The sequence below is a fragment of the Flavobacterium plantiphilum genome, assembly GCF_046000495.1.
GTDB classification, from domain to species: Bacteria; Bacteroidota; Bacteroidia; order Flavobacteriales; family Flavobacteriaceae; genus Flavobacterium; species Flavobacterium plantiphilum.
On sequence record NZ_JBELQA010000006.1, the window covers coordinates 201,498 to 221,565 of the forward strand.

17 protein-coding genes are annotated in these 20,068 nt (G+C 33.6%); 11 read left to right on the top strand and 6 right to left on the bottom strand.

Annotation, left to right across the window (positions count from 1 at the left end; translation table 11 throughout):
* The first annotated feature begins 27 nt into the window (after nt 1-27).
* From ABS764_RS11890 to ABS764_RS11915, 6 genes are all read left to right on the top strand, one after another.
* Nucleotides 28-1,527, top strand: a complete 1,500-nt coding sequence (locus tag ABS764_RS11890; RefSeq protein ID WP_408082020.1) for an FGGY family carbohydrate kinase — start codon at nt 28-30, stop codon at nt 1,525-1,527.
* A gap of 268 nt (nt 1,528-1,795) precedes the next feature.
* Nucleotides 1,796-3,592, top strand: coding sequence for an AIPR family protein (locus ABS764_RS11895; RefSeq protein WP_408082021.1), 1,797 nt, complete (start codon nt 1,796-1,798; stop codon nt 3,590-3,592).
* 381 nt (nt 3,593-3,973) lie between these two features.
* Nucleotides 3,974-4,531, top strand: a complete 558-nt coding sequence (locus ABS764_RS11900) for a hypothetical protein (RefSeq protein WP_408082022.1) — start codon at nt 3,974-3,976, stop codon at nt 4,529-4,531.
* A gap of 328 nt (nt 4,532-4,859) precedes the next feature.
* A complete protein-coding gene (locus ABS764_RS11905) occupies nt 4,860-6,515 on the top strand; it encodes a sensor histidine kinase (RefSeq protein WP_408082023.1) in 1,656 nt (551 codons plus the stop codon).
* A 102-nt stretch (nt 6,516-6,617) separates the two neighbouring features.
* Nucleotides 6,618-7,250 (top strand): response regulator, encoded by a 633-nt coding sequence (locus ABS764_RS11910; protein ID WP_408082024.1) that lies wholly within the window; start codon nt 6,618-6,620, stop codon nt 7,248-7,250.
* Nucleotides 7,251-7,363: 113 nt separating this feature from the next.
* On the top strand, nt 7,364-7,684 hold the full coding sequence (locus ABS764_RS11915; RefSeq protein WP_408082025.1) for a hypothetical protein: 321 nt from the start codon (nt 7,364-7,366) through the stop codon (nt 7,682-7,684).
* A gap of 92 nt (nt 7,685-7,776) precedes the next feature.
* Here ABS764_RS11915 and ABS764_RS11920 read toward each other — a convergent pair whose 3' ends face one another.
* The 4 genes from ABS764_RS11920 to def all read right to left on the bottom strand — a co-directional run bounded on the left by ABS764_RS11920 (nt 7,777) and on the right by def (nt 11,406).
* The gene (locus ABS764_RS11920; RefSeq protein WP_408082026.1) at nt 7,777-8,964 is read right to left on the bottom strand and encodes a transglutaminase-like domain-containing protein; all 1,188 of its coding nucleotides are present in this window, start codon (nt 8,962-8,964) and stop codon (nt 7,777-7,779) included.
* A gap of 450 nt (nt 8,965-9,414) precedes the next feature.
* Entirely contained in the window at nt 9,415-10,188 is a 774-nt protein-coding gene (gene mazG, locus ABS764_RS11925; RefSeq protein WP_408082027.1) for a nucleoside triphosphate pyrophosphohydrolase, read from the bottom strand.
* A gap of 82 nt (nt 10,189-10,270) precedes the next feature.
* Nucleotides 10,271-10,741, bottom strand: a complete 471-nt coding sequence (locus tag ABS764_RS11930; RefSeq protein ID WP_408082028.1) for a DUF5606 family protein — start codon at nt 10,739-10,741, stop codon at nt 10,271-10,273.
* Nucleotides 10,742-10,818: 77 nt separating this feature from the next.
* Entirely contained in the window at nt 10,819-11,406 is a 588-nt protein-coding gene (gene def, locus ABS764_RS11935) for a peptide deformylase (RefSeq protein WP_408082029.1), read from the bottom strand.
* Between the two features lie 196 nt (nt 11,407-11,602).
* Between def and ABS764_RS11940 the strand changes: the two genes are divergently transcribed.
* On the top strand, nt 11,603-13,840 hold the full coding sequence (locus ABS764_RS11940; RefSeq protein WP_408082030.1) for an FUSC family protein: 2,238 nt from the start codon (nt 11,603-11,605) through the stop codon (nt 13,838-13,840).
* A 70-nt stretch (nt 13,841-13,910) separates the two neighbouring features.
* On the opposite strand, the gene ychF is transcribed toward ABS764_RS11940, so the two are convergent.
* Nucleotides 13,911-15,005 carry a redox-regulated ATPase YchF gene (gene ychF, locus ABS764_RS11945; protein ID WP_408082031.1) on the bottom strand — a complete coding sequence of 365 codons (1,095 nt, stop codon included), beginning with the start codon at nt 15,003-15,005 and terminating at the stop codon, nt 13,911-13,913.
* Between the two features lie 255 nt (nt 15,006-15,260).
* Between ychF and ABS764_RS11950 the strand changes: the two genes are divergently transcribed.
* The gene (locus ABS764_RS11950; protein WP_408082032.1) at nt 15,261-16,022 is read left to right on the top strand and encodes a class I SAM-dependent DNA methyltransferase; all 762 of its coding nucleotides are present in this window, start codon (nt 15,261-15,263) and stop codon (nt 16,020-16,022) included.
* A 19-nt stretch (nt 16,023-16,041) separates the two neighbouring features.
* Here the strand turns inward: ABS764_RS11950 and ABS764_RS11955 are convergent, their stop codons facing one another.
* Complete coding sequence (locus ABS764_RS11955) at nt 16,042-16,392, bottom strand: 4Fe-4S dicluster domain-containing protein (RefSeq protein ID WP_408082033.1); 351 nt, start codon at nt 16,390-16,392, stop codon at nt 16,042-16,044.
* 160 nt (nt 16,393-16,552) lie between these two features.
* On the opposite strand from ABS764_RS11955, the gene ABS764_RS11960 reads away from it, so the two are divergent.
* The 3 genes from ABS764_RS11960 (at nt 16,553) to ABS764_RS11970 (ending at nt 19,978) form a co-directional block, all read left to right on the top strand.
* The gene (locus ABS764_RS11960) at nt 16,553-17,611 is read left to right on the top strand and encodes an acyl-CoA reductase (RefSeq protein WP_408082034.1); all 1,059 of its coding nucleotides are present in this window, start codon (nt 16,553-16,555) and stop codon (nt 17,609-17,611) included.
* Between the two features lie 93 nt (nt 17,612-17,704).
* The gene (gene serC, locus ABS764_RS11965) at nt 17,705-18,775 is read left to right on the top strand and encodes a 3-phosphoserine/phosphohydroxythreonine transaminase (protein ID WP_408082035.1); all 1,071 of its coding nucleotides are present in this window, start codon (nt 17,705-17,707) and stop codon (nt 18,773-18,775) included.
* Between the two features lie 252 nt (nt 18,776-19,027).
* The gene (locus tag ABS764_RS11970; protein WP_408082036.1) at nt 19,028-19,978 is read left to right on the top strand and encodes a D-2-hydroxyacid dehydrogenase; all 951 of its coding nucleotides are present in this window, start codon (nt 19,028-19,030) and stop codon (nt 19,976-19,978) included.
* The last annotated feature ends 90 nt before the right edge of the window (nt 19,979-20,068 follow it).

The window sequence follows — 20,068 nt, forward strand, 5'->3', positions numbered from 1 at the left end:
AAGACCATTTTATACTAAATTATACAAATGAAAAAATACATTCTCGCCATAGACCAGGGTACCAGCAGTACCAAAACCATCATTTTTGACGAATTAGGTCAGGCTGCCGCCAAAGGCAGTGTGGACTTAAAAACTAATTATTTTGACAATGGTTTTGTGGAGCAAAATCCGGAAGATATTTATCAAAATGTACTGGATTCGGTAACCGAATGCATGAATGATTTCACCCGAAAGGGACTGGATATTCACAATATTGTTTCCTGCGGGATTAGTAATCAAAGAGAAACTTTTGTGCTTTGGGACAAAGAAGGAAAAGCTTTGGCTCCGGCAGTCGTTTGGGCTTGTAAACGCTCCATTGGGATTTGTACGGATTTAATTGAAAAAGGACAAAATGACCTTATCAAACAAAAAACAGGTTTGCTGTTAGACCCTTATTTTTCGGGTACTAAATTGCTTTGGTTGCTTGAAAATGATATAGAATTAAAAGAAAAAGTAGTAAACGGCGAAGTTTATTTTGGAACTGTAGATTGTTGGATTTTATATAAATTAACCTATGGAACCGTTTTTAAAACTGATTATACCAATGCCTGCAGAACTTTACTTTTTAATATTCATAACTTACAATGGGATGCTGAAATTTTAGAAAAATGGGATCTTTCCAACTTAAATTTGCCGCAGCCCTGCCCTTCTTCGCATGATTTTGGGATAATTAAATGGGGAGAAATTTTAAACTTAGAAAATCAGTTTTCGATTCCCATGACTTCCCTTATTGGCGATTCGCATGCGGCTACTTTTGGAGAAGGTTGTTTCGAAAAAGGGACTGCTAAAGTTACGCTGGGAACAGGAAGTTCGATCATGATGAATATAGGCGATAAAGCCGTTTTATCCGATTCCGGGATGCTGACAACCATTTGCTGGAGTACCGAAAACCGTGTGGATTATGCGCTTGAAGGTGCTATCGTTTCCTGTGGTTCGACTATTGAATGGCTGAAAAACGAACTGCAATTGTTCTCCTCGCCTGCCGAAACAGCAGCTATGGCAGCCGCAATTGCAGATAATGCCGGAGTGTATCTGATTCCGGCTTTTAGCGGACTGGGCGCGCCACACTGGCAAATGAGCCGAAAAGCATCTATTGAGGGAATGACATTTGGCACTACTAAAAATCATATTGTACGTGCAGCTCTGGAAAGTATTCCGTACCAAATTAAAGATGTGGTGCAAGCCATGGAACAAGACATGCAGGCGGCTTTAAAATCCATTTCAGTAAATGGCGGTATGACGCAAAACCAGTTTGTGATTCATTTTGTGGCAGATTTACTAGGAATTCCATTGAACAAACAACGCAATCCTGATGTTTCTGCTTTAGGAGCTGCCTATTTATCAGGATTAAAAAGTGGTGTTTATGAAAGTATCTCCCAACTTTCGGAAATTAATAAACAACAAACCGAACAGGTTTTGGCTAATGCTAATAACGATTTACCAAGTAAAGGTTATCAGGGTTGGAAAGAGAAGATTGCAAGATTTTAGAAAGCAGATAGCAGATTTCAGAACGCAGTCCCGAATCTTCGGGACAGAAAATATATATAATAACTATTCACAGCCGTTTTTAAAGCGGCTGTTTTTGTGTATGTAAGAAATATTTTTACTTTTGTAAAATATAATTAAAAATATACGCAATAATAAAAACAAAAATAGGCGTATAACATGCCATATTAGAGTAAAACTAGTTTAGTTTAATGTATAAAACTAGTTAGTAGCAAGCAAACCTCATGACACATAAAAAACCATATTAAATATGACGCAATATTCTGACTTATTAAGAATTATAGATAGCTTGAGATTAGAAGCTCCTCTAAACTATGTTCGTTACCATCCAAAGGCAGAAGAAGTTGAAAAATTAGAAAACGCAAGAGGAAGAGCATTTATTCACTTATATTTAAAAGTAACTTTTGGGCTTATTGAATTTAATGAACGAGAAAATTACATCACCGACGATGGCTACGACGGAGGAATTGACGCATACTATGTAGATCAGGAAAATAAAAAACTTTACTTCATTCAATCTAAATTTAGAAATTCAGATTTGAATTTTGAAAATAAAGATATAACTTTTGAAGAGTTATTATCAATGGATATTGGAAGAATAGTTGAAGGAGAGGAAGAAGGTGAAGATGGGATTAAATATAACAGGAAAATACAAAATCTAATTAAACATCTTCAATCAATTTCAGATCTTCCAAAATATAGTTATGAAATTATTTTGCTTGCAAATGTTAAATCTAGTTTACGACCGAAACTAAATAAATTAACTGGTGGTTATCCTGTAGATGTTTACAATTTTCAAAGAATCTATTCTGAACTTGTCTTTCCATTAGTTTCAGGCTCTTACTACAATATTTCAGAATTAAAAATAACAATTAATGTTGACAGAAATAGTGCTGGTCATCGTATTCAATATTATCCTGTAACAAAATATTCTGAATGTACAGTTAATGCATTATTTGTACCAACTGTTGAAATTGCAAAAATACTATCGAAATATAAAAACTCAATATTAAAATTCAATCCAAGAAGTTATTTAGATCTTTCAGCAGGAAGTATTAATGAAAAGATTTCAAAATCAATAACTGATTTTAATACAAATGAATTTGCTCTATTTAATAATGGAATTACTATGCTTTCAGATGACACGGTTTATAGTGATAAAGTTGGTAAAAAAAATAAAGCTGAAGTTTTGGTGACCAATCCACAAATTATAAATGGCGGACAAACTGCCTATACTCTTAGTATTTTGTACGATCGATTTTTAAAAAATGATACACTACATATATTTGAAAATAAAGAAGTCCTTCTCAAAATAATTTCGTTTAACATAGAAGAGAATGATTCGAAGAATTTTGAAGAAAACAAATTAAAACTTATTGAACAAATCTCTATTGCAACAAATCAACAATCGCCAGTTTTCGAAGCCGATAGAAGAGCTAATGACAAAGTACAAATAGAATTACAAAAATTAATATATCAAGATTTTGGTATGTTTTATGAACGCAAACGTGGTGAGTTTGGTGATGGAATAAGAAGTGGTTATATAGATAGATCAAAAATAATTGACAGAGAACATTTTATTCGAATTTGTCTTGCTTCCCAAAATAATCCAGTACAAGCGAGAGCTGGAAGCGTTGCTAATTTCTTCAATAAACCAACTTTTGATTCTATTTTACCAGACACTTCTAATTTTAGAAAATACATTTTTTGTTTAAAGGCCTTCGAAAAGATTATTCATATAAAGTCAGATTCATCTAATGTTCGTTTTAATGCGAGACATTCTATAACGAGCGTCATATCTAATAGATTTAATAACTCATTTGAAATAAAAGATTATGATAATCTGATTGATACACATCTAACAGACATTATAGGTAATTGGTCTAATTTTGAAGATTATGCTAGACAAACAATCGAGAATCAAAAATATTATTTCAAAGAGCGTTTTGATAAAGAAACAGGTGAAAGATTTATTGAAACCAATTGGACAGCATATTATAAAGGGAGAACTTTACTAAATGATCTTAAAGAATATTTTATTTTTTAAATTGCCAGCCACTAGCAGCGATAGCTGTTGCTCAACTCTCTTAAAAAGTAATCATAAAAAACAATCCCTCTGGTGCTCGTTTGCAACGAGTGCCTACTTACATTAAAACACAAATCGTAGCATTTGCAATGCGGAAATTAAAAACATTCCCTAATGGATGCTTCCTTCGTCAGCATGACAAGTTTGTGAGAAAATCTTAAGCTTAAAAATTTCTCCCCTTAACTGCAAGTAATCGCAAATTTGGCCTGGTGCTTATTTAAAGTTAGTTTTGTAATTGCATAATTACTGCTTAATGGAAAACTATTGTATTTTTATCCCAACCTGCGTACCAACTAAACCTTAGCTGCAAATTACTAAGACTTAATTGACAAATACTAACGAATGGAACAAATAAAAGTAATATTTTTTGCCTTAGCTTCTTTTTTTGGAATTGAAGACTCTAGAATTGCTGCTGATAAAACTACCATAACGATTTACCCTGAAAAAAAAGAAATTGAAATAATTCAAGAAGGTCTTTTTTCTATTGTACAAACAGAAAAAGACAGTGTATTGATTCTGGAAGAATGGAATAAGTTATCTGAATTAAAAAAAGGACATACAAATTGGTCCGGAGAATTAGATAGTTTTACTATGAAAAGTTTTGATTTTACGCCTGTAAAAAATGCAATTCAGCCACATTTAATACTTAAATATTCAAATGAAAAGGATTTAAGAAATTTAGGAATTTGGTATGATGAAAATAAAAATCAATTTTCTGTTAATCATAATGAACAAGACAACTTAACGACTAGCGATGGCAATCTTGAAGGAAATTATTGGGTTTTTAATGGAGATCACAAATTTAGTTTTACATTAGCACCTTTTCTTCAGATGCCGGAAAATTATCTAAAATTTAAACGACCTTTAAAAGAATTGATTTCCAGTGTAAAAAAGCAATGATACCAGCGGCTAACAAGGTTAGCATTTTCACAACCTCTTTTAAAAGCTAAATTTTAAAGATAATTATAAGTATCTGCGCACTGGAACCCGACCGCACGCATATCTCAACACAACCATAGGCGGAAATATTTTCCGCGCCCACAATAGTGAGCAATAAAAATATTTTATAGAGTCACTTGCTGAGATGTTTCCTTCATAAGCAAAACAACTGTACGATTAAATTCTATCAAGGACGTACAATTTACAGAAAATTAAGCCGAACTATTGCTTTAAAATTTCTTTTAAAACGGCAAACGAAGTATATTTACATGAATTAAAAAAGGGAAATATGCATCTCAAAACACTGATACTGATTATCATTAATAGCCTGATCGCCTTAGTCATTGCTTTATTGTCTTTTTCTTCGTACCAACAGTTTTCCAACGTTTTGAATGATCGTATTTTACTGCAATTAAATTCGATTAAAACACTGAAGCAAAACCAGATAGAACATTTATTAAAATCAGAATGGGAGCGCTTTGAAACTTCAGGGGTGTTCAGTCAAAATAGTGACATCTCCTTATTAAAGCTTCCGGACAGCATCAAAAAAGGCAATGGAATTTATGATTTGACTCCCTATCATATTGCTAAAAAAACGACAATCGCTTTTATCTCCAATTCGAAAAAAAGAACCCGGATTAAGGTTTTAGATTATAACAAAATAAAAAAAATACTGTTGGAACGTACCGGAATGGGCGACAGTGGCGAATCCTATCTGGTAGGTCAGGATTTTAGAATGCGTTCGCAATCGCGTTTTTACCCAAATAAAACACCTTATACGATATTGGTAAAAACAAAAGGCGTAACCAATGCTATAAAAGGGAAAAACAGCAGAGGTGTTTTTGAGGATTACCGGGGCATTGATGTCTACAGTGTATACAGTCAGATTGTAGTAGGAAAGTTAAAGATGGTTATTCTTTCTGAAATAGATGTTGACGAGGTGACAATTCCCTTAAAAGAACTCCGGGAAAGACTTGCAGGTTTAACGCTTGCTATTTTTTTACTGGCGGTGATGCTTTCTCTGTTTCTGACAAAAATTATTACCAACCCGATTAAAAATATGCAAAAAAGCCTCCGGATTATGGCAGAAGGAGACTATAATCAGACCAATGAATTTATAAAAAATTCGAAGGAAATAAAAGAAATGTTTGATGCACTGGCCCATTTAAAAGCTTCTTTACAGGGTGCCGTAAAATTCTCAGATGATATTGGCAAAATGAATTTACATAGTGATTTTAAACCTAAAAGTCCGAATGATTTGCTGGGAAAAAGTCTTTTAGCAATGCGTGACAAACTTATTGAGTTTCGAAATAATGAAGAAAATACCCGGATAATATCCAAAAGAATGCTGGTAAACGGAATGGAAAATGAAAGACGCCGACTTGCCCGCGAGCTCCATGATGGGATAGGTCCGTATCTCACCTCTTTGAAACATTATATTGAAAACAGAGTGCAAAATGAAGTAAAAAAATCAGAAATGAAGAAAATAGTTGATGATACCATTTCTGAAATCCGATTGATGTCTAATGCGTTGATGCCTGCTTCTATAGATGACTTTGGAATTGGTGTTACGTTAACAAACTTTATCGAGAGTCTAAAAAAATCAACAACAGTAACTATTGAATATGAAGATTTGACCCAACAGGAAAATTCTAATATTACCAATCATCAGGCTATTAATCTTTTCAGAATAAGTCAGGAGCTGATTAATAATTCATTAAAACATGCTGATGCTAAAAATATCCGGATTACACTTTCAGAATTTGATGATTTTATTTCTCTTTTTTATTTTGATGATGGTATTGGGTTTGATTTAAACACGGTGAAATTAGGTTTGGGAATTATCAATATCAAAGAACGAGTGGAAATCTGCAATGGTACCATTACCATCAATGCAGCTCCCGGAAATTCTACCTTTGAAATTGAATTACCTATAGAATTATAAAATTATTTACAATTAAAATCATTATACCAACAGGAATAACAGCAATAAACATTGATAAAAATGTTGAATTACTGAACCTATAAAAACAACAAACAGCTACCGATGAATGAGATTAGATTAATTATAGCCGACGATCATGAACTTTTCAGAAACGGACTTGCAGAGCTTTTAAGAAAGCATGACGACATCAAAATCGTTAAAAGTGTTGCTGATGGTCTGGAATTTATGGAGCTTATCAATAGCTCATTTGAAGCCGATATTGTACTGCTGGATATTACCATGCCTAATATGGATGGTTTTCAGGTTTTAAAAGAAATAAAAGACATCAATTATAACATCAAACCTATTGTTATTTCAATGCATAATGATGGTAATTATATTGCCAAATGTGCTAAAATGGGTGCTTACGGTTATTTATTAAAAAACACTGACGAATCAGAATTGATACTCGCCATAAGAAGCGTTGCTAAAGGTAAAAAATATTTCAGCGCCGAAATTTCTGAAAAGATGATCAACTTTATGTCAACGCAAAGTATCAGTGAAAATATTTTATCCAATAAAGAAACCGAAGTTTTAGGATTGATTGCCAAGGGATTAACTACTAAAGAAATTGCAACTAAACTCTTTGTGAGTTCCCGCACCATTGAAACACACCGCGCCAATATTTTAAAAAAACTGGAAGTAAAAAACACTGCTGAACTCATTAAAAAAGCGGCAAAAATGAATTTGATTTAACCCTTAAAAACCACAATATCCGTATTTATACGGATGCAAATTGAGTAGATTCCCATAATTCTGAAATGCTATTACTGAATGTAACTTTGTTAAGAACAAAAAAAGTAATAGTCATGAAAAATATAGCATTAATTTTAGGAGTCTTATTAATTTCTTTTGGTGCCTTTGCACAGGAAAAAGACAATGTAAAACAGAGTGATTTAAAAGGTCCTGCTTACAAGAATTACAAGCATTGGATGCACAAAACAGCACCTACTAAAATATACTCTGAAAATAATAAAAAAGCACTGCAGGGACCAGCATATAAAAATCAACAAGTCTGGAAAGAAACTACAAATAAAGAACTGGTTGAAGTAAAAATTGGTGGTTCTGAAAGACAAAAATTAACAGGACCGGCATACAAAAATTTTGGTCCATGGAGTAAAAACTGGTAGTATTTCCAAAAATCAGATTCCACATAGAATATCTAAGAGGGCTGTCCGAAATTATTTTTCGGGCAGCCTCATTTTTTTATTCTAAAAAAACTTTAATTTTTATATAAAGTAAATAGTTCCTCTTTATCTTTTACAGTAATATCACTGTGTTTTTCTTTACCTCTATTATCTAAATAAACAAATTGGTAAGTGGTATTCTTTGTTACTTTAAATTTTAGAAACTTATTTAAATCGTCAATAGGCGAAGGAGAAAATCCAAAATCCAATTCCTTCCCGTCTCTTTCTATAGCAATTTTCTCTGACACACGTTTTAAATCTTTATCCGATTTATAAAGTTGTAAACTAATCCATACTTCATCAGGTTTTAAGTTTTCTAAGACTTTCTCTTTTTCATACAAATCAATGTATCTTTTAGTAACATTTTCGGCATGAATAGCTGTAGAAAGTGTATCCCATTCTAATCTGAAATAAGTTTCTTTTGGCTTATAAGAAGAGGCATAAATCCAGTGTCTCGGATTGGATATATCAGCTCTTCCGGCATCAGCTAAAAACCAGGCTTTGTTCAAATCTTCCGGATAGTATTCAGTAAAATACCATTGACCATCCACCCACACTTCTACCCAGCTGTGATTTCCTTTCATATTGGTCCACATAGGAGTACCCGCCATGCGGGCAGGAATTCCAACCGACCTGAAAGCATCCACCAAGAGAAAAGAAAGTCCGGTACAGGTAGCCATTTTTTCCTTTATAGATTGAAACGGACTAATATTTACAATACTGCGATTTACATTATAATCAACTGATAAAACATTTCGAATATTAGTGGCAACAGCTTTAATCGCTTCCCTAACGTTTTTACTGTCTTTAACTAGTGGCGAAAACTTTAAATAAAAATCATTTCTCCAGTTATCCCTGTTTTCATCAAAACAATAATAGGGCAACACTTCATTAAAAAAAATAGAATCCGGTAATTTAGCACACCATGAAAATTCTTTTTTTACCTTATAAGCGCCATCAATCTGATCTTTTATATAAGGAATAGATAAGGATTTCAAATCACGTTCGGGCATATAAGCAATAAGAAAAGAAGCTGCTTCGTAATGCTTTTTGGGCACGGTGTTTAAAAAATATTGTAAGGAGTCTTTTCTGTCTCCGGATTTTTCTAAAGCTGTATGCAATAAAGCTTCATATTTAGGTAAAAAAACGCGATTTTTAATTTGGCTGAACGCCAAAAAAGGAATAATTGTAAAAACGAGAACGAGGCAATTAATTTTTTTCATGGATTTAAAAAGAGTATTTTAGATATAAAAAACGCTACTTCATTTAAGTTTATTTTTATATCTGATTATAGTATTTACGGGCAATTGTTAGCTCTAAAAACTAAAGTTAGCAAAAAACAATACTATAATTCAAGAGAAAATTAAAAACGGTGTTCTATTTAACAGACAGTAATTTTCCTTTTGAGAAGTGATAAGAAGGTAGTATAACCGGCTGTCTTGGGAAATTAGTAATTATTCCCCAGTTATTTTTTTTAATAAAAAAAATCAATATTCTTTAAGATGAAATCTGTAAATAATAGCCTTTTTATAAAATTAGGCTTTCATCAAAAGTACAAAAGTATTTTTTAAAAAATTAAGAATAAATTCATCCGAAAAAACTCAGTATAGCCTTGACTCATTTGATTTTATTATCTTTTAAGTTCCAAATTATGATTTATAAAATCTATTTTTTTAAAGCTTTTTGGCTTCTTCCCAAAAAACATCCATCTCTGCCAAAGTCATATCAGAGAGTGATTTTCCTAATTCTCCTGCTTTGCTTTCCAGATATTGAAAACGTTTAATGAATTTTTTATTAGTCCGCTCTAAGGCATCTTCCGGATTAACCTTTAAAAAACGGGCATAATTAATCATGGAGAACAAAACATCACCAAATTCGGCTTCTATTTTATCCGGATTCCCTGATTTTACCTCAACTTGCAGTTCTTCTAATTCTTCCTGCACTTTGTCCCAAACCTGATGCGGTTCTTCCCAGTCAAAACCTACTCCTTTTACCTTATCCTGAATTCTGCTGGCTTTTACCAATGCCGGTAAACTTCTGGGAACTCCTTGCAAAACCGATTTTTTCCCTTCTTTGAGCTTAAGCTTTTCCCAGTTTTGCTTGACTTCTTCTTCATCTTTTACAACGGTATCGCTATAAATATGCGGATGACGGTGAATGAGTTTTTCACAAATTTCATTACACACATCGGCAATATCAAAATCGTTGGTTTCACTGCCAATCTTAGCATAAAAAACGATATGCAATAACAAATCCCCCAACTCTTTTTTGACTTCGTTTAAATCATTATCTAAAATGGCATCACCCAGCTCATAGGTTTCTTCAATAGTAAGATGCCTAAGGGTTTGCAGGGTTTGTTTTTTATCCCAGGGACATTTTTCACGCAAATCGTCCATGATGTCTAATAATCTTTCAAAAGCCTGTAGTTGAATTTGTCTCGCGTTCATTGGATTTAGTTTGGTGTAAAAATAAGAAATCCTGTGTTCTAAGCCGTTTAGAACACAGGATTTTTATATTATTAAAAAATAATTATTCCGTTACTTTTTTAGCTTTTTTTGGTTTTTCAGCCGGAACTGTCTCAGCAACTGCTGCTTTTGCTACTTCTTCTGCAGGAGTCTCCTCAACAACTAATCCTTTAGCCTGCAAGGTGTTGTACCAGTTTAAAATTTTCTTGATATCTGAAGCATAAACTCTTTCCTCATCATAGTTTGGTAAAACCTCTTTGAAATAAGCCGCTAAAGTTGCAGGATCTTCTTTGTGAGAAATAGCAGGACCTTTATTTTCTTTTTCAGCGATGCTGCTCATCACTTCTTTCAATGGTTTTTCACCTTCGTAAGTGTACACTGAAATTTCAGATAACAAACTCACATTACTTTTTAAGTTTACAGTGATTTTTTTACCATCTGCTAATGATTCTGCTACAAAACCAGTACGCGTTTGTACTTTTAAAACATATAAACCCGGTTTTCCTGAAATCGCTAATACTTTATCTAAATTCATGCTTTTATAATTATTATTAAGAATTCATTTTATTTTTTCTGTCGCTACTTTGTCAAAAACAATACCAAAAAAGGTTTTTATCTTCCTTTTTTAGCAAAGAATCGCATTCTGTAATCCTGAAAAGTTTTCCCTTCCATGATATTCTTTAACTTTCCTTTGATTAATCGTTTTTTAAGTGATGAGATTTTATCGGTAAACAACACACCCTCAATATGATCGTATTCATGCTGGATAACTCTTGCAATCAATCCGTCAAAAACTTCCGTTTTCATCACAAAATCCTCTTCGCAATATTCGATAGTAATTTTTTCTTTGCGGTATACATCTTCACGAACATCAGGTATACTCAGACAACCTTCATTAAAAGACCAGTCATTTCCTTCTTCCTTAATGATTTTAGCATTAATAAAAGTACGTTTAAAACCTTTTAATTGTTTTTGCTGATCAGCATGTAAATCTTCGTCATCGCTAAAAGGGGTAGCGTCTATTACAAATAAACGAATTGCTATTCCTACTTGTGGCGCTGCCAGCCCTACTCCGGATGCGTTATACATTGTTTCGTACATGTTGGCAATTGTTTCTTTCAAGTTAGGATATCCGGAAGTTATATCCTCTCCTACTTTTCTTAAAACCGGATCACCATATCCTACAATTGGTAAAATCATTGTTGTTGTATTAAAAATTATTAACCTGATAAAGATTGTAACGCCTAAATTAGGATTGCCAAAAATAGTAAAATTTAAACAATGCTTAAAGTGAATGAGAATAAATAGTATCTTTAAATTTAATCTTAAAAAAACAATTTCATTTATCTCATTGATAAATCGTACAATTCATACCTTTGCAGATAATCCTAAATTTATGATTTCAAAAATTCAGAAATTTTTTTCGAGTACTGAATTCAGTAATGCACTAAAAGTTACTATTGCCGCTGTCTCTCCTGTTTTATTATTTTCTTATCTGGGCAATTTTCAAATAGGCTTTACCATTGCTTTAGGGGCTTTTTTTACTTTTCCAAGTGATATTCCAAGTAATTTAAAACATAAAATTAATGGTTTACTGGTGACTTCTTTTATTATCGCCGGCGTAAACCTAATTATCAATCTTTGTTATCCGCTGCCGTGGTTATTTTATCCTGTATTGCTTTTACTGGTTTTTTGTGTTTCGATGATTTTAGTCTACGGACAACGGGCCACCATGGTTTCTTTTTCGGCACTGCTATCCCTTTCGCTGGCTTTTGCTCATTTAAATTCAGGTTGGGAAATGCTTAGGTATTCCGGACTATTATTAATTGGAGGATTATTTTATACCTTAATCTCAGTCATTTTTTTTCACATCAAACCCAATCGCTATGTAGAATTACAAATGGCAGAATGCATGCGTCTGACGGCAAAATATCTGAAATTACGCGGAGATTTATGGGAATTAAATTCCGACAGGAAAGCCATAACCAAGAAACAACTGCATTTTCAAGTGGAACTAAATGTACTACACGAAAACATTCGGGAAATCCTTGTTACTAACAGAACCAAATCAGGTTCATCGGGGCAAAACAGAAAAATGCTGCTGAGTTTTATTTCATTAGTAGAAATATTAGAACTGGCGATGGCTACTTCTTTTGACCATAATAAATTGCATCAAAAATTTGACGGCTATCCCAAAGCTTTACAAACCTATCAGAATTTAGCCTATAATCTTGCTAAAAGCCTGAAACTAATTTCTAAAAGTATTGAAGATGCTAAAGCTTATGAGTCCAGACACAATTTAATTGAAGATTTACATCAGTTTGAACTTACTATTAAAGATTATAAAAAAAATATTCAGACCGAATCCTCCTCAGAAGAAGTTTTAATGCTGATTACCATGTTGCATTATGCCGAAAAACAGGTGGAAAAAATCATCACTCTGGAGCGTGCATATACAGATAACATTAACTCAAAAGACCTGAAAGGAAGAGATAAGGATATCGAAAAATTTATCAAACCGCAATATTATCCACTGAGTACATTTACTGAGAATTTAAGTTTTTCATCCACTGTTTTCAGACATTCGCTCCGAATAACAATCACTATTCTATTGGGATATATGATTGGAAAAGTACTTCCGTTAGAAAATGTATATTGGATAATCCTGACTATTGTTGTGATTATGAAACAAGGATTCGGACTCACTAATGAGCGCACCTACCATCGAATTTTCGGGACATTAGTGGGTGGCGTTATTGCTTTTGGAATTCTTTCGGTAGTTCATGATTCTTATGTCATCAGTACAGTTGCTATCATTGCCATGCTTCTGGGCTTTTCCTTCAATCCCACTAACTACAAAATCGGAGCTACCTTTATTACTATTTATGTCATTCTGATTTATGGAATTCTGGCTCCTGATAATGGTAATGTAATTGAATACCGCATTTTAGATACTATTGTGGGAGCAATTCTGTGTCTTTTAGCCAATTATTTTTTATGGCCATCGTGGGAATTTTTAAATCTTCCAGAGTATATTAAAAACGCAATAGAAGCCAACAGGAATTATTTAAAAGAAATATCTACACTGTACAATAAAAAAGGAGAAGTTCCTACCGAATACCGTCTTGCACGAAAACAGGCTTTTATCGAAATTGGGAATTTAATGGCTTCTTTTCAAAGAATGTTACAGGAGCCTAAATCCAAACAAAACAAACTTGCCCAAGTATACAAACTGACAGTGCTCAATCATTCTTTATTATCTTCTATTGCTTCATTAGGAACTTACATTCAGTCCCATAAAACAACAGAAGCTTCAAAAGCCTTTAATGTAGTTGTAGATAAGGTTATTGAAAATTTAGAGTTTGCAATGAATATATTAGAAAAGCAACATTTTGATTCGATAGCGGCAGCTTCTAATGAAGATCTGGATCAAAGACTTACCGAATTGAAAAACATTCGTGCTAAAGAACTCAAACAAATAAAACTTATTGATGAGGAAGCGTATCAAATCAAAATGCAGGAAGCTCAATTGGTTATCGAACAACTCATCTGGATGACCAGCCTGTCTGAAAATATCGTAAAAACAGCTCAGCTATTAATGTCTGTAACTTCTAAAAAAGAAGCTGTTTTATAAAAGTAAGCATAAAAAAAGAGGCTGTTTTCTGAACAGCCTCTACATTATCTAAGTATCTTTCTAAAAAAAACTATACGTTAAACCTAAAATGCATCACATCACCATCCTTAACAATATACTCTTTTCCTTCTACTCTTAATTTTCCGGCTTCTTTTACTTTAGATTCAGAGCCATAGTTGGAGAAATCTTCATAAGCAATAACTTCAGCGCGAATGAATCCTTTTTCAAAATCAGTATGAATAACTCCGGCAGCTTTAGGTGCTGTATCTCCAATATTGATGGTCCAGGCACGAACTTCTTTTACTCCTGCTGTAAAATAGGTTTGCAGGTTTAATAATTTATAAGCTGCACGAATTAACACAGCCGATCCCGGCTCAGACAATCCTAAATCTTCTAAGAAAACCTGACGCTCTTCATAACTTTCTAATTCTGTAATATCAGCCTCAGCACCCACTGAAAGCACAATCACTTCAGCATTTTCATCTTTTACTAATTCGCGTACCTGATCTACATATTTATTTCCATTTACTGCAGCAGCTTCATCTACATTACATACATACAAAACCGGTTTGGTTGTAATCAGTTGAAATTCTTCCATTAAAGCTTCCTCATCATTCGTTTGCGGAACAACAGTTCTGGCAGATTTAGCCTGTAACAAAGCTTCTTTAATTCTGTCTAATAAAGCTTTTTCGGTTTGTGCTTCTTTATTACCGGTTTTTGCAGCACGATTTACTTTTTCCAAACGTTTTTCGACAGTTTCTAAATCTTTTAACTGTAATTCGATATCGATGGTTTCCTTATCACGAATCGGGTTTACATTTCCGTCTACGTGAACGATATTGTCATTGTCAAAACAACGTAAAACATGAATAATTGCATTACATTCTCTAATATTTCCAAGAAATTGATTCCCTAAACCTTCTCCTTTACTGGCCCCTTTTACCAAACCGGCAATATCTACAATATCTACAGTAGCCATTTGCACACGTTCCGGTTTTACTAATTCCTCTAATCTGGCAATTCTGGGATCCGGTACATTTACCACACCAATATTAGGTTCAATAGTACAAAACGGAAAGTTCGCACTTTGTGCCTTAGCATTTGACAAACAATTAAATAAAGTTGATTTCCCTACATTTGGTAATCCTACAATTCCTGCTTTCATGATCGTATTGTTTACAGCCAGCGTTTTTCGCTATGCGTTTAAATTTTGATTTTAAAAGTTGCAAATATAATATATAAAATCTATAGATAGCATAAATCCAAAATTTATACAAAGTCTCTTTCAAGCTAAAAAATTAAGCGGATATGAAGCTCTTAAATTTAAAGTAACTGTAAGTTAATTTAACATAGCCAAACTACAGTAAACCTAAAATTTCCATAAAAAAAGATTATCTTGTAATCTCTTAAAAAAAAAGTCATGAGCAGTCTTTATCCCGATAAAATGGCCGAAATCTATGACGCTATGTACCAAAGTTTCATAGATTATAATAAGGAATATACTTTTTACAATACACTGCTGCAAAAAAACAGTCCGGAAAGTATTTTAGAAATAGGAAGCGGAACAGGCAATCTGGCACACTATTTTATTGAAAACAAACAAAACTACACAGGACTGGATTACAGTAAAAGCATGATTGCCATTGCAGAAAAAAGAAACCCAAGCGGTCGCTTTATTCACGGCGATATGCGGGATTTTAATCTGGAACAAAAGACTGATGCTATCATTATTACGAGTCGTTCGACCAGTTATCTGATTACAAATAATGATATCAACGACACCTTTAAAACTCTGTACAATAATCTGAATTCAAATGGAATTATTATTTTTGATTTTATTGATGCCAGTCGCTTTATTCCTTACATCAGAGAAAATGATACAATCGTTCATTCTGTACTGTACAAAGGTGTTAATTATATTAGAAAAAGTGATTGGGAAATAAGCTCACAGGACAATTTTATTCTCGAATGGACCGCTAAATATTACGAAGCAGAAGACAGTAATATTATTGCTAATGATTACGCTACTGTCAGGGTTTTTACACTTCACGAAATGCAGCTGTTTTTATATCTCAATCATTTTGAAATCCTGCAAACTATTGACCGAAAAACTTATGCCTATGATACGTATGTAATTGTAGCCAAAAAAAAAAATCCTGAACACAGGCTCAGGATTTTCTAAATTGAAATTATATATTTAACTATTCATTATGCAAGAAAGCTTGTCGGCTTAACAAGGTTTCTTCATCCTCAACATGATTTTCATCCGGTACACAACAATCAACAGGACATACTGCAGCACATTGAGGTTCGTCGTGAAACCCTTTACACTCCGTACATTTTCCGGGAACAATATAGTATACCTCATCCGAAATAGGAGTCTGAGCTTCCTCAGCATCTACTTCAGTTCCGTCCGGAAGCACTACTTTTCCGCTTAAAGATGTTCCGTCTTTATATCTCCAGTCATCAGCTCCTTCATAAATTGCTGTATTTGGACATTCCGGTTCACATGCACCACAGTTGATACATTCGTCTGTTATGATAATTGCCATTCTTAATTAGTCTTAAAGTTATAAAGTCTGCCAGTTAATTAGTCTTTTCAAATCGTTTTACACAAACTTTTTGTCTTTCGACTTTTGACTTTTGACTTTAGATTTTATTATGATTACTTTTGTGCAAAATTACAATCAAAACATTTCATAAACAAACATTATGACATTAGAAAACAAAAAAAATATTTTTATAGAATTAGGAACGTTTTTAAGTCAGTTTTCTGAAGCCGGAAATCACCAGAAAGAAGGCGTTTCAGCTAATGCTGTTTTTTTTGATTCTTTTGTTGACCTGATTGCGCTTTCCCAGTCGCACAATGGCTGGTACACACCTGAACAGGTGTATTATGCTGTTAATTCCTGGGCAAAAGCACTAAGCAAAGAAAACCTCGATAAATGGCTGAGTACTTATGATTTTACGATTGTAAAACCCAAAAAAATAGCCCTCATATTAGCCGGAAATATTCCGCTGGTAGGTTTTCATGATTTTCTTTCGGTTTTAATAAGCGGACATGATGTTATCGTAAAAACCTCTTCAAATGACCAGCATTTATTGCCGTTTTTAGCAAAATATTTAATTCATATCGCTCCGGAATTTGAAAGCAAAATCACTTTCAGCGAAGGGAGGCTGGAAAATTTTGATGCTGTAATAGCTACCGGAAGTAACAATACCGCCCGCTATTTTGAGTATTATTTTAAAGATAAACCTTCCATTATCCGCAAAAGCAGAAATTCTGTTGCTGTGTTAAATGGCAAAGAAACTAAAGAACAATTAATTGCTTTAGGAGAAGATATTTTCAGATATTTCGGCTTAGGCTGTCGCAATGTTTCTAAATTATTTGTACCAAAAGGCTATTCTTTTGATGCATTTTTTGAAGCTATGTTTGAATATCAGGATATCATTAAATATGAAAAATACGCTAATAATTACGATTATAACAAAGCCGTTTTCCTGATGAGTAACTTCAAATTGTTAGATAATGGTTTTTTAACCATCAAAGAAGACAGCAGCCATGCCTCTCCTATTTCCAGTGTTTTTTATGAATATTATGAAAATCTGGAAGATGTAGAAAAAAAACTGACAGCAGAAGCAGAGCAAATTCAATGTATTGTAAGCAATAATCTGATAAAAAACAGTGTCGAATTCGGACAAACCCAACAGCCTAAATTATGGGATTATGCGGATAATACTGATACTATATCGTTTTTGTTAATAACATAGAAAATTTTTTAATAATTATTATGAATATTTTAATGCTTATTCGGGTCCTATTACCGAAATTTGCATTTTAATTTTTTGGACTTAAACTACACCATGAAAAAACACAATTACAGCGCAGGACCATCTATTTTACCTCAGGAAGTTTTTGAAAAATCAGCTCAGGCTATTTTAGACTTCAATAATTCAGGATTATCAATTTTAGAAATTTCACACAGAAGCAAAGATTTTGTTGCTGTTATGGACGAAGCCAGAGCTTTGGCTCTTGAGTTACTGGGATTAGAAGGAAAAGGATACCAGGCTCTTTTTCTTGGAGGTGGAGCCAGCCTTGAATTTTTGATGGTTCCTTATAACCTGATGAAAGAAGGTGGAAAAGCCGCTTATTTAGATTCAGGAACCTGGGCTACAGCAGCAATTAAAGAAGCTAAACTTTTTGGAGAAACTGTAATCGTAGCTTCTTCAAAAGAGGATAATTACACTTATGTTCCAAAAGGATATGAAATTCCTGCAGATGCAGATTATTTTCACTGTACTTCTAACAATACCATTTTTGGTACTCAGATGAAATCATTTCCTCAAACAAATGTTCCATTGGTTTGTGATATGAGTTCAGATATTTTCTCCAGACAACTGGATTTTTCTCAATTTGATATTATTTATGCCGGTGCTCAAAAGAACATGGGACCAGCAGGAACTGCTCTAGTAGTTATTAAAGAAGAAATCATCGGTAAAAGTGGTCGTGCTATTCCTAGTATGCTGGATTATGCCAAACACGTTAAAGCAGATAGTATGTTCAACACACCACCTGTATTCTCTGTATACGCATCTCTGTTGACATTGAGATGGATCAAAGAAAAAGGCGGAATTGCAGCGGTTGAAAAACTAAACAATGCAAAAGCAGAATTGCTTTACAACGAAATTGACAGAAACCCATTATTTAAAGGAGCAGCTGTTAAGGAAGATCGTTCTAACATGAATGTTACTTTCTTACTGACTAATCCGGAGCACACAGAAACATTTGACAAAATGTGGAAAGAAGCCGGAATTTCAGGTTTACCGGGACACCGTTCTGTAGGCGGATACAGAGCATCTATCTATAACTCTATGCCTATTGAAAGCGTACAGGTATTAGTGGATGTGATGCAAGCTTTAGAAAAAGCAGTTTAAATAGATTAAAAGATTCAATGATTGAAAGATTAAAAAGAATCTAAGTTTATTTAAATAAAATTTATTGATTGAATCTTTGAATTTTTCAATCTTTAAATTGAAATTGCTAGCAGAGGCTCTAGCCCCGATAGAAGTGGAAATCCTTGTGGAGGCAGGCATCTACGCCTGCACAAGATTGAAACGGATAGCGGGAAACAGCTTCTAAACCATTCAATTAATTTGAGGATAAAACCTCGTAATGTAATAAAAAACATGAAAGTATTAGCAAACGACGGGATTTCAAAAAGTGGAATCTTAGCTTTAGAAAAAGGTGGTTTTGAAGTAATCACTACAAAAGTTGCTCAGGAACAGGTAGCAAACTACATTAATGAAAATAACGTAAGTGTTATTCTTGTTCGTAGTGCTACTAAAGTTCGTAAGGACATTATTGATGCTTGTCCGGGCATAAAAATCATTGGTCGTGGTGGTGTTGGTATGGATAATATTGATGTGGATTATGCTAAAAGCAAAGGAATTCACGTAATCAACACTCCTGCTTCTTCATCAGAATCAGTAGCTGAATTAGTTTTTGCTCACTTATTAACTGGTGTTCGTTTCTTACACGATTCTAACAGAAACATGCCATTAGAAGGAGATACAAAATTCAATGATTTGAAAAAAGCGTATGCTAATGGTGTTGAATTAAGAGGTAAAACATTAGGAATTGTAGGTATTGGCCGTATTGGTCAGGCTACAGCTAAAATGGCTCTTGGTTTAGGTATGAAAGTTATCGCTGCCGACAGCTTTATTCCGAAAGTGGATGTAAAAGTTGAATTTTTTGACGGACAATCGATAACAACAACTATCGTTCCTCAGTCATTAGAATCTGTTTTTCAGGAAGCTGATTTTATTTCTTTCCATGTACCTGCTCAAAACGGATATATTCTGACTGAAAAAGAGTTTACTACAATGAAAGACGGTGTAGGAATTGTAAACTGTGCCCGTGGTGGTGTTATTAACGAAGTAGATTTAGTAAAAGCATTAGACAGCGGAAAAGTAGCATTTGCCGGTCTGGATGTTTTTGAAAACGAACCAACTCCTGCAACACAACTTTTGATGCATCCGAAAATTTCTTTGACTCCGCATATCGGAGCTGCTACCGGAGAAGCACAAGACAGAATTGGAACTGAATTAGCATCACAAATTATTACTTTGTTAAGCTAAGAATTACCATTTTTATAACATAAAAGGACTCATTACAAATTGCTAATGAGTCCTTTTTTTATTAAATTTGATAACAAACCTTATAAAAGT

Bases quoted from the DNA above. Each gene is read 5' to 3' on its own strand.
- ABS764_RS11890 (WP_408082020.1), top strand. From the start codon at position 28: ATGAAAAAATACATTCTCGCCATAGACCAGGGTACCAGCAGTACCAAA.
- ABS764_RS11895 (WP_408082021.1), top strand. From the start codon at position 1,796: ATGACGCAATATTCTGACTTATTAAGAATTATAGATAGCTTGAGATTA.
- ABS764_RS11900 (WP_408082022.1), top strand. From the start codon at position 3,974: ATGGAACAAATAAAAGTAATATTTTTTGCCTTAGCTTCTTTTTTTGGA.
- ABS764_RS11905 (WP_408082023.1), top strand. From the start codon at position 4,860: ATGCATCTCAAAACACTGATACTGATTATCATTAATAGCCTGATCGCC.
- ABS764_RS11910 (WP_408082024.1), top strand. From the start codon at position 6,618: ATGAATGAGATTAGATTAATTATAGCCGACGATCATGAACTTTTCAGA.
- ABS764_RS11915 (WP_408082025.1), top strand. From the start codon at position 7,364: ATGAAAAATATAGCATTAATTTTAGGAGTCTTATTAATTTCTTTTGGT.
- ABS764_RS11920 (WP_408082026.1), bottom strand. From the start codon at position 8,964: ATGAAAAAAATTAATTGCCTCGTTCTCGTTTTTACAATTATTCCTTTT.
- mazG (WP_408082027.1), bottom strand. From the start codon at position 10,188: ATGAACGCGAGACAAATTCAACTACAGGCTTTTGAAAGATTATTAGAC.
- ABS764_RS11930 (WP_408082028.1), bottom strand. From the start codon at position 10,741: ATGAATTTAGATAAAGTATTAGCGATTTCAGGAAAACCGGGTTTATAT.
- def (WP_408082029.1), bottom strand. From the start codon at position 11,406: ATGATTTTACCAATTGTAGGATATGGTGATCCGGTTTTAAGAAAAGTA.
- ABS764_RS11940 (WP_408082030.1), top strand. From the start codon at position 11,603: ATGATTTCAAAAATTCAGAAATTTTTTTCGAGTACTGAATTCAGTAAT.
- ychF (WP_408082031.1), bottom strand. From the start codon at position 15,005: ATGAAAGCAGGAATTGTAGGATTACCAAATGTAGGGAAATCAACTTTA.
- ABS764_RS11950 (WP_408082032.1), top strand. From the start codon at position 15,261: ATGAGCAGTCTTTATCCCGATAAAATGGCCGAAATCTATGACGCTATG.
- ABS764_RS11955 (WP_408082033.1), bottom strand. From the start codon at position 16,392: ATGGCAATTATCATAACAGACGAATGTATCAACTGTGGTGCATGTGAA.
- ABS764_RS11960 (WP_408082034.1), top strand. From the start codon at position 16,553: ATGACATTAGAAAACAAAAAAAATATTTTTATAGAATTAGGAACGTTT.
- serC (WP_408082035.1), top strand. From the start codon at position 17,705: ATGAAAAAACACAATTACAGCGCAGGACCATCTATTTTACCTCAGGAA.
- ABS764_RS11970 (WP_408082036.1), top strand. From the start codon at position 19,028: ATGAAAGTATTAGCAAACGACGGGATTTCAAAAAGTGGAATCTTAGCT.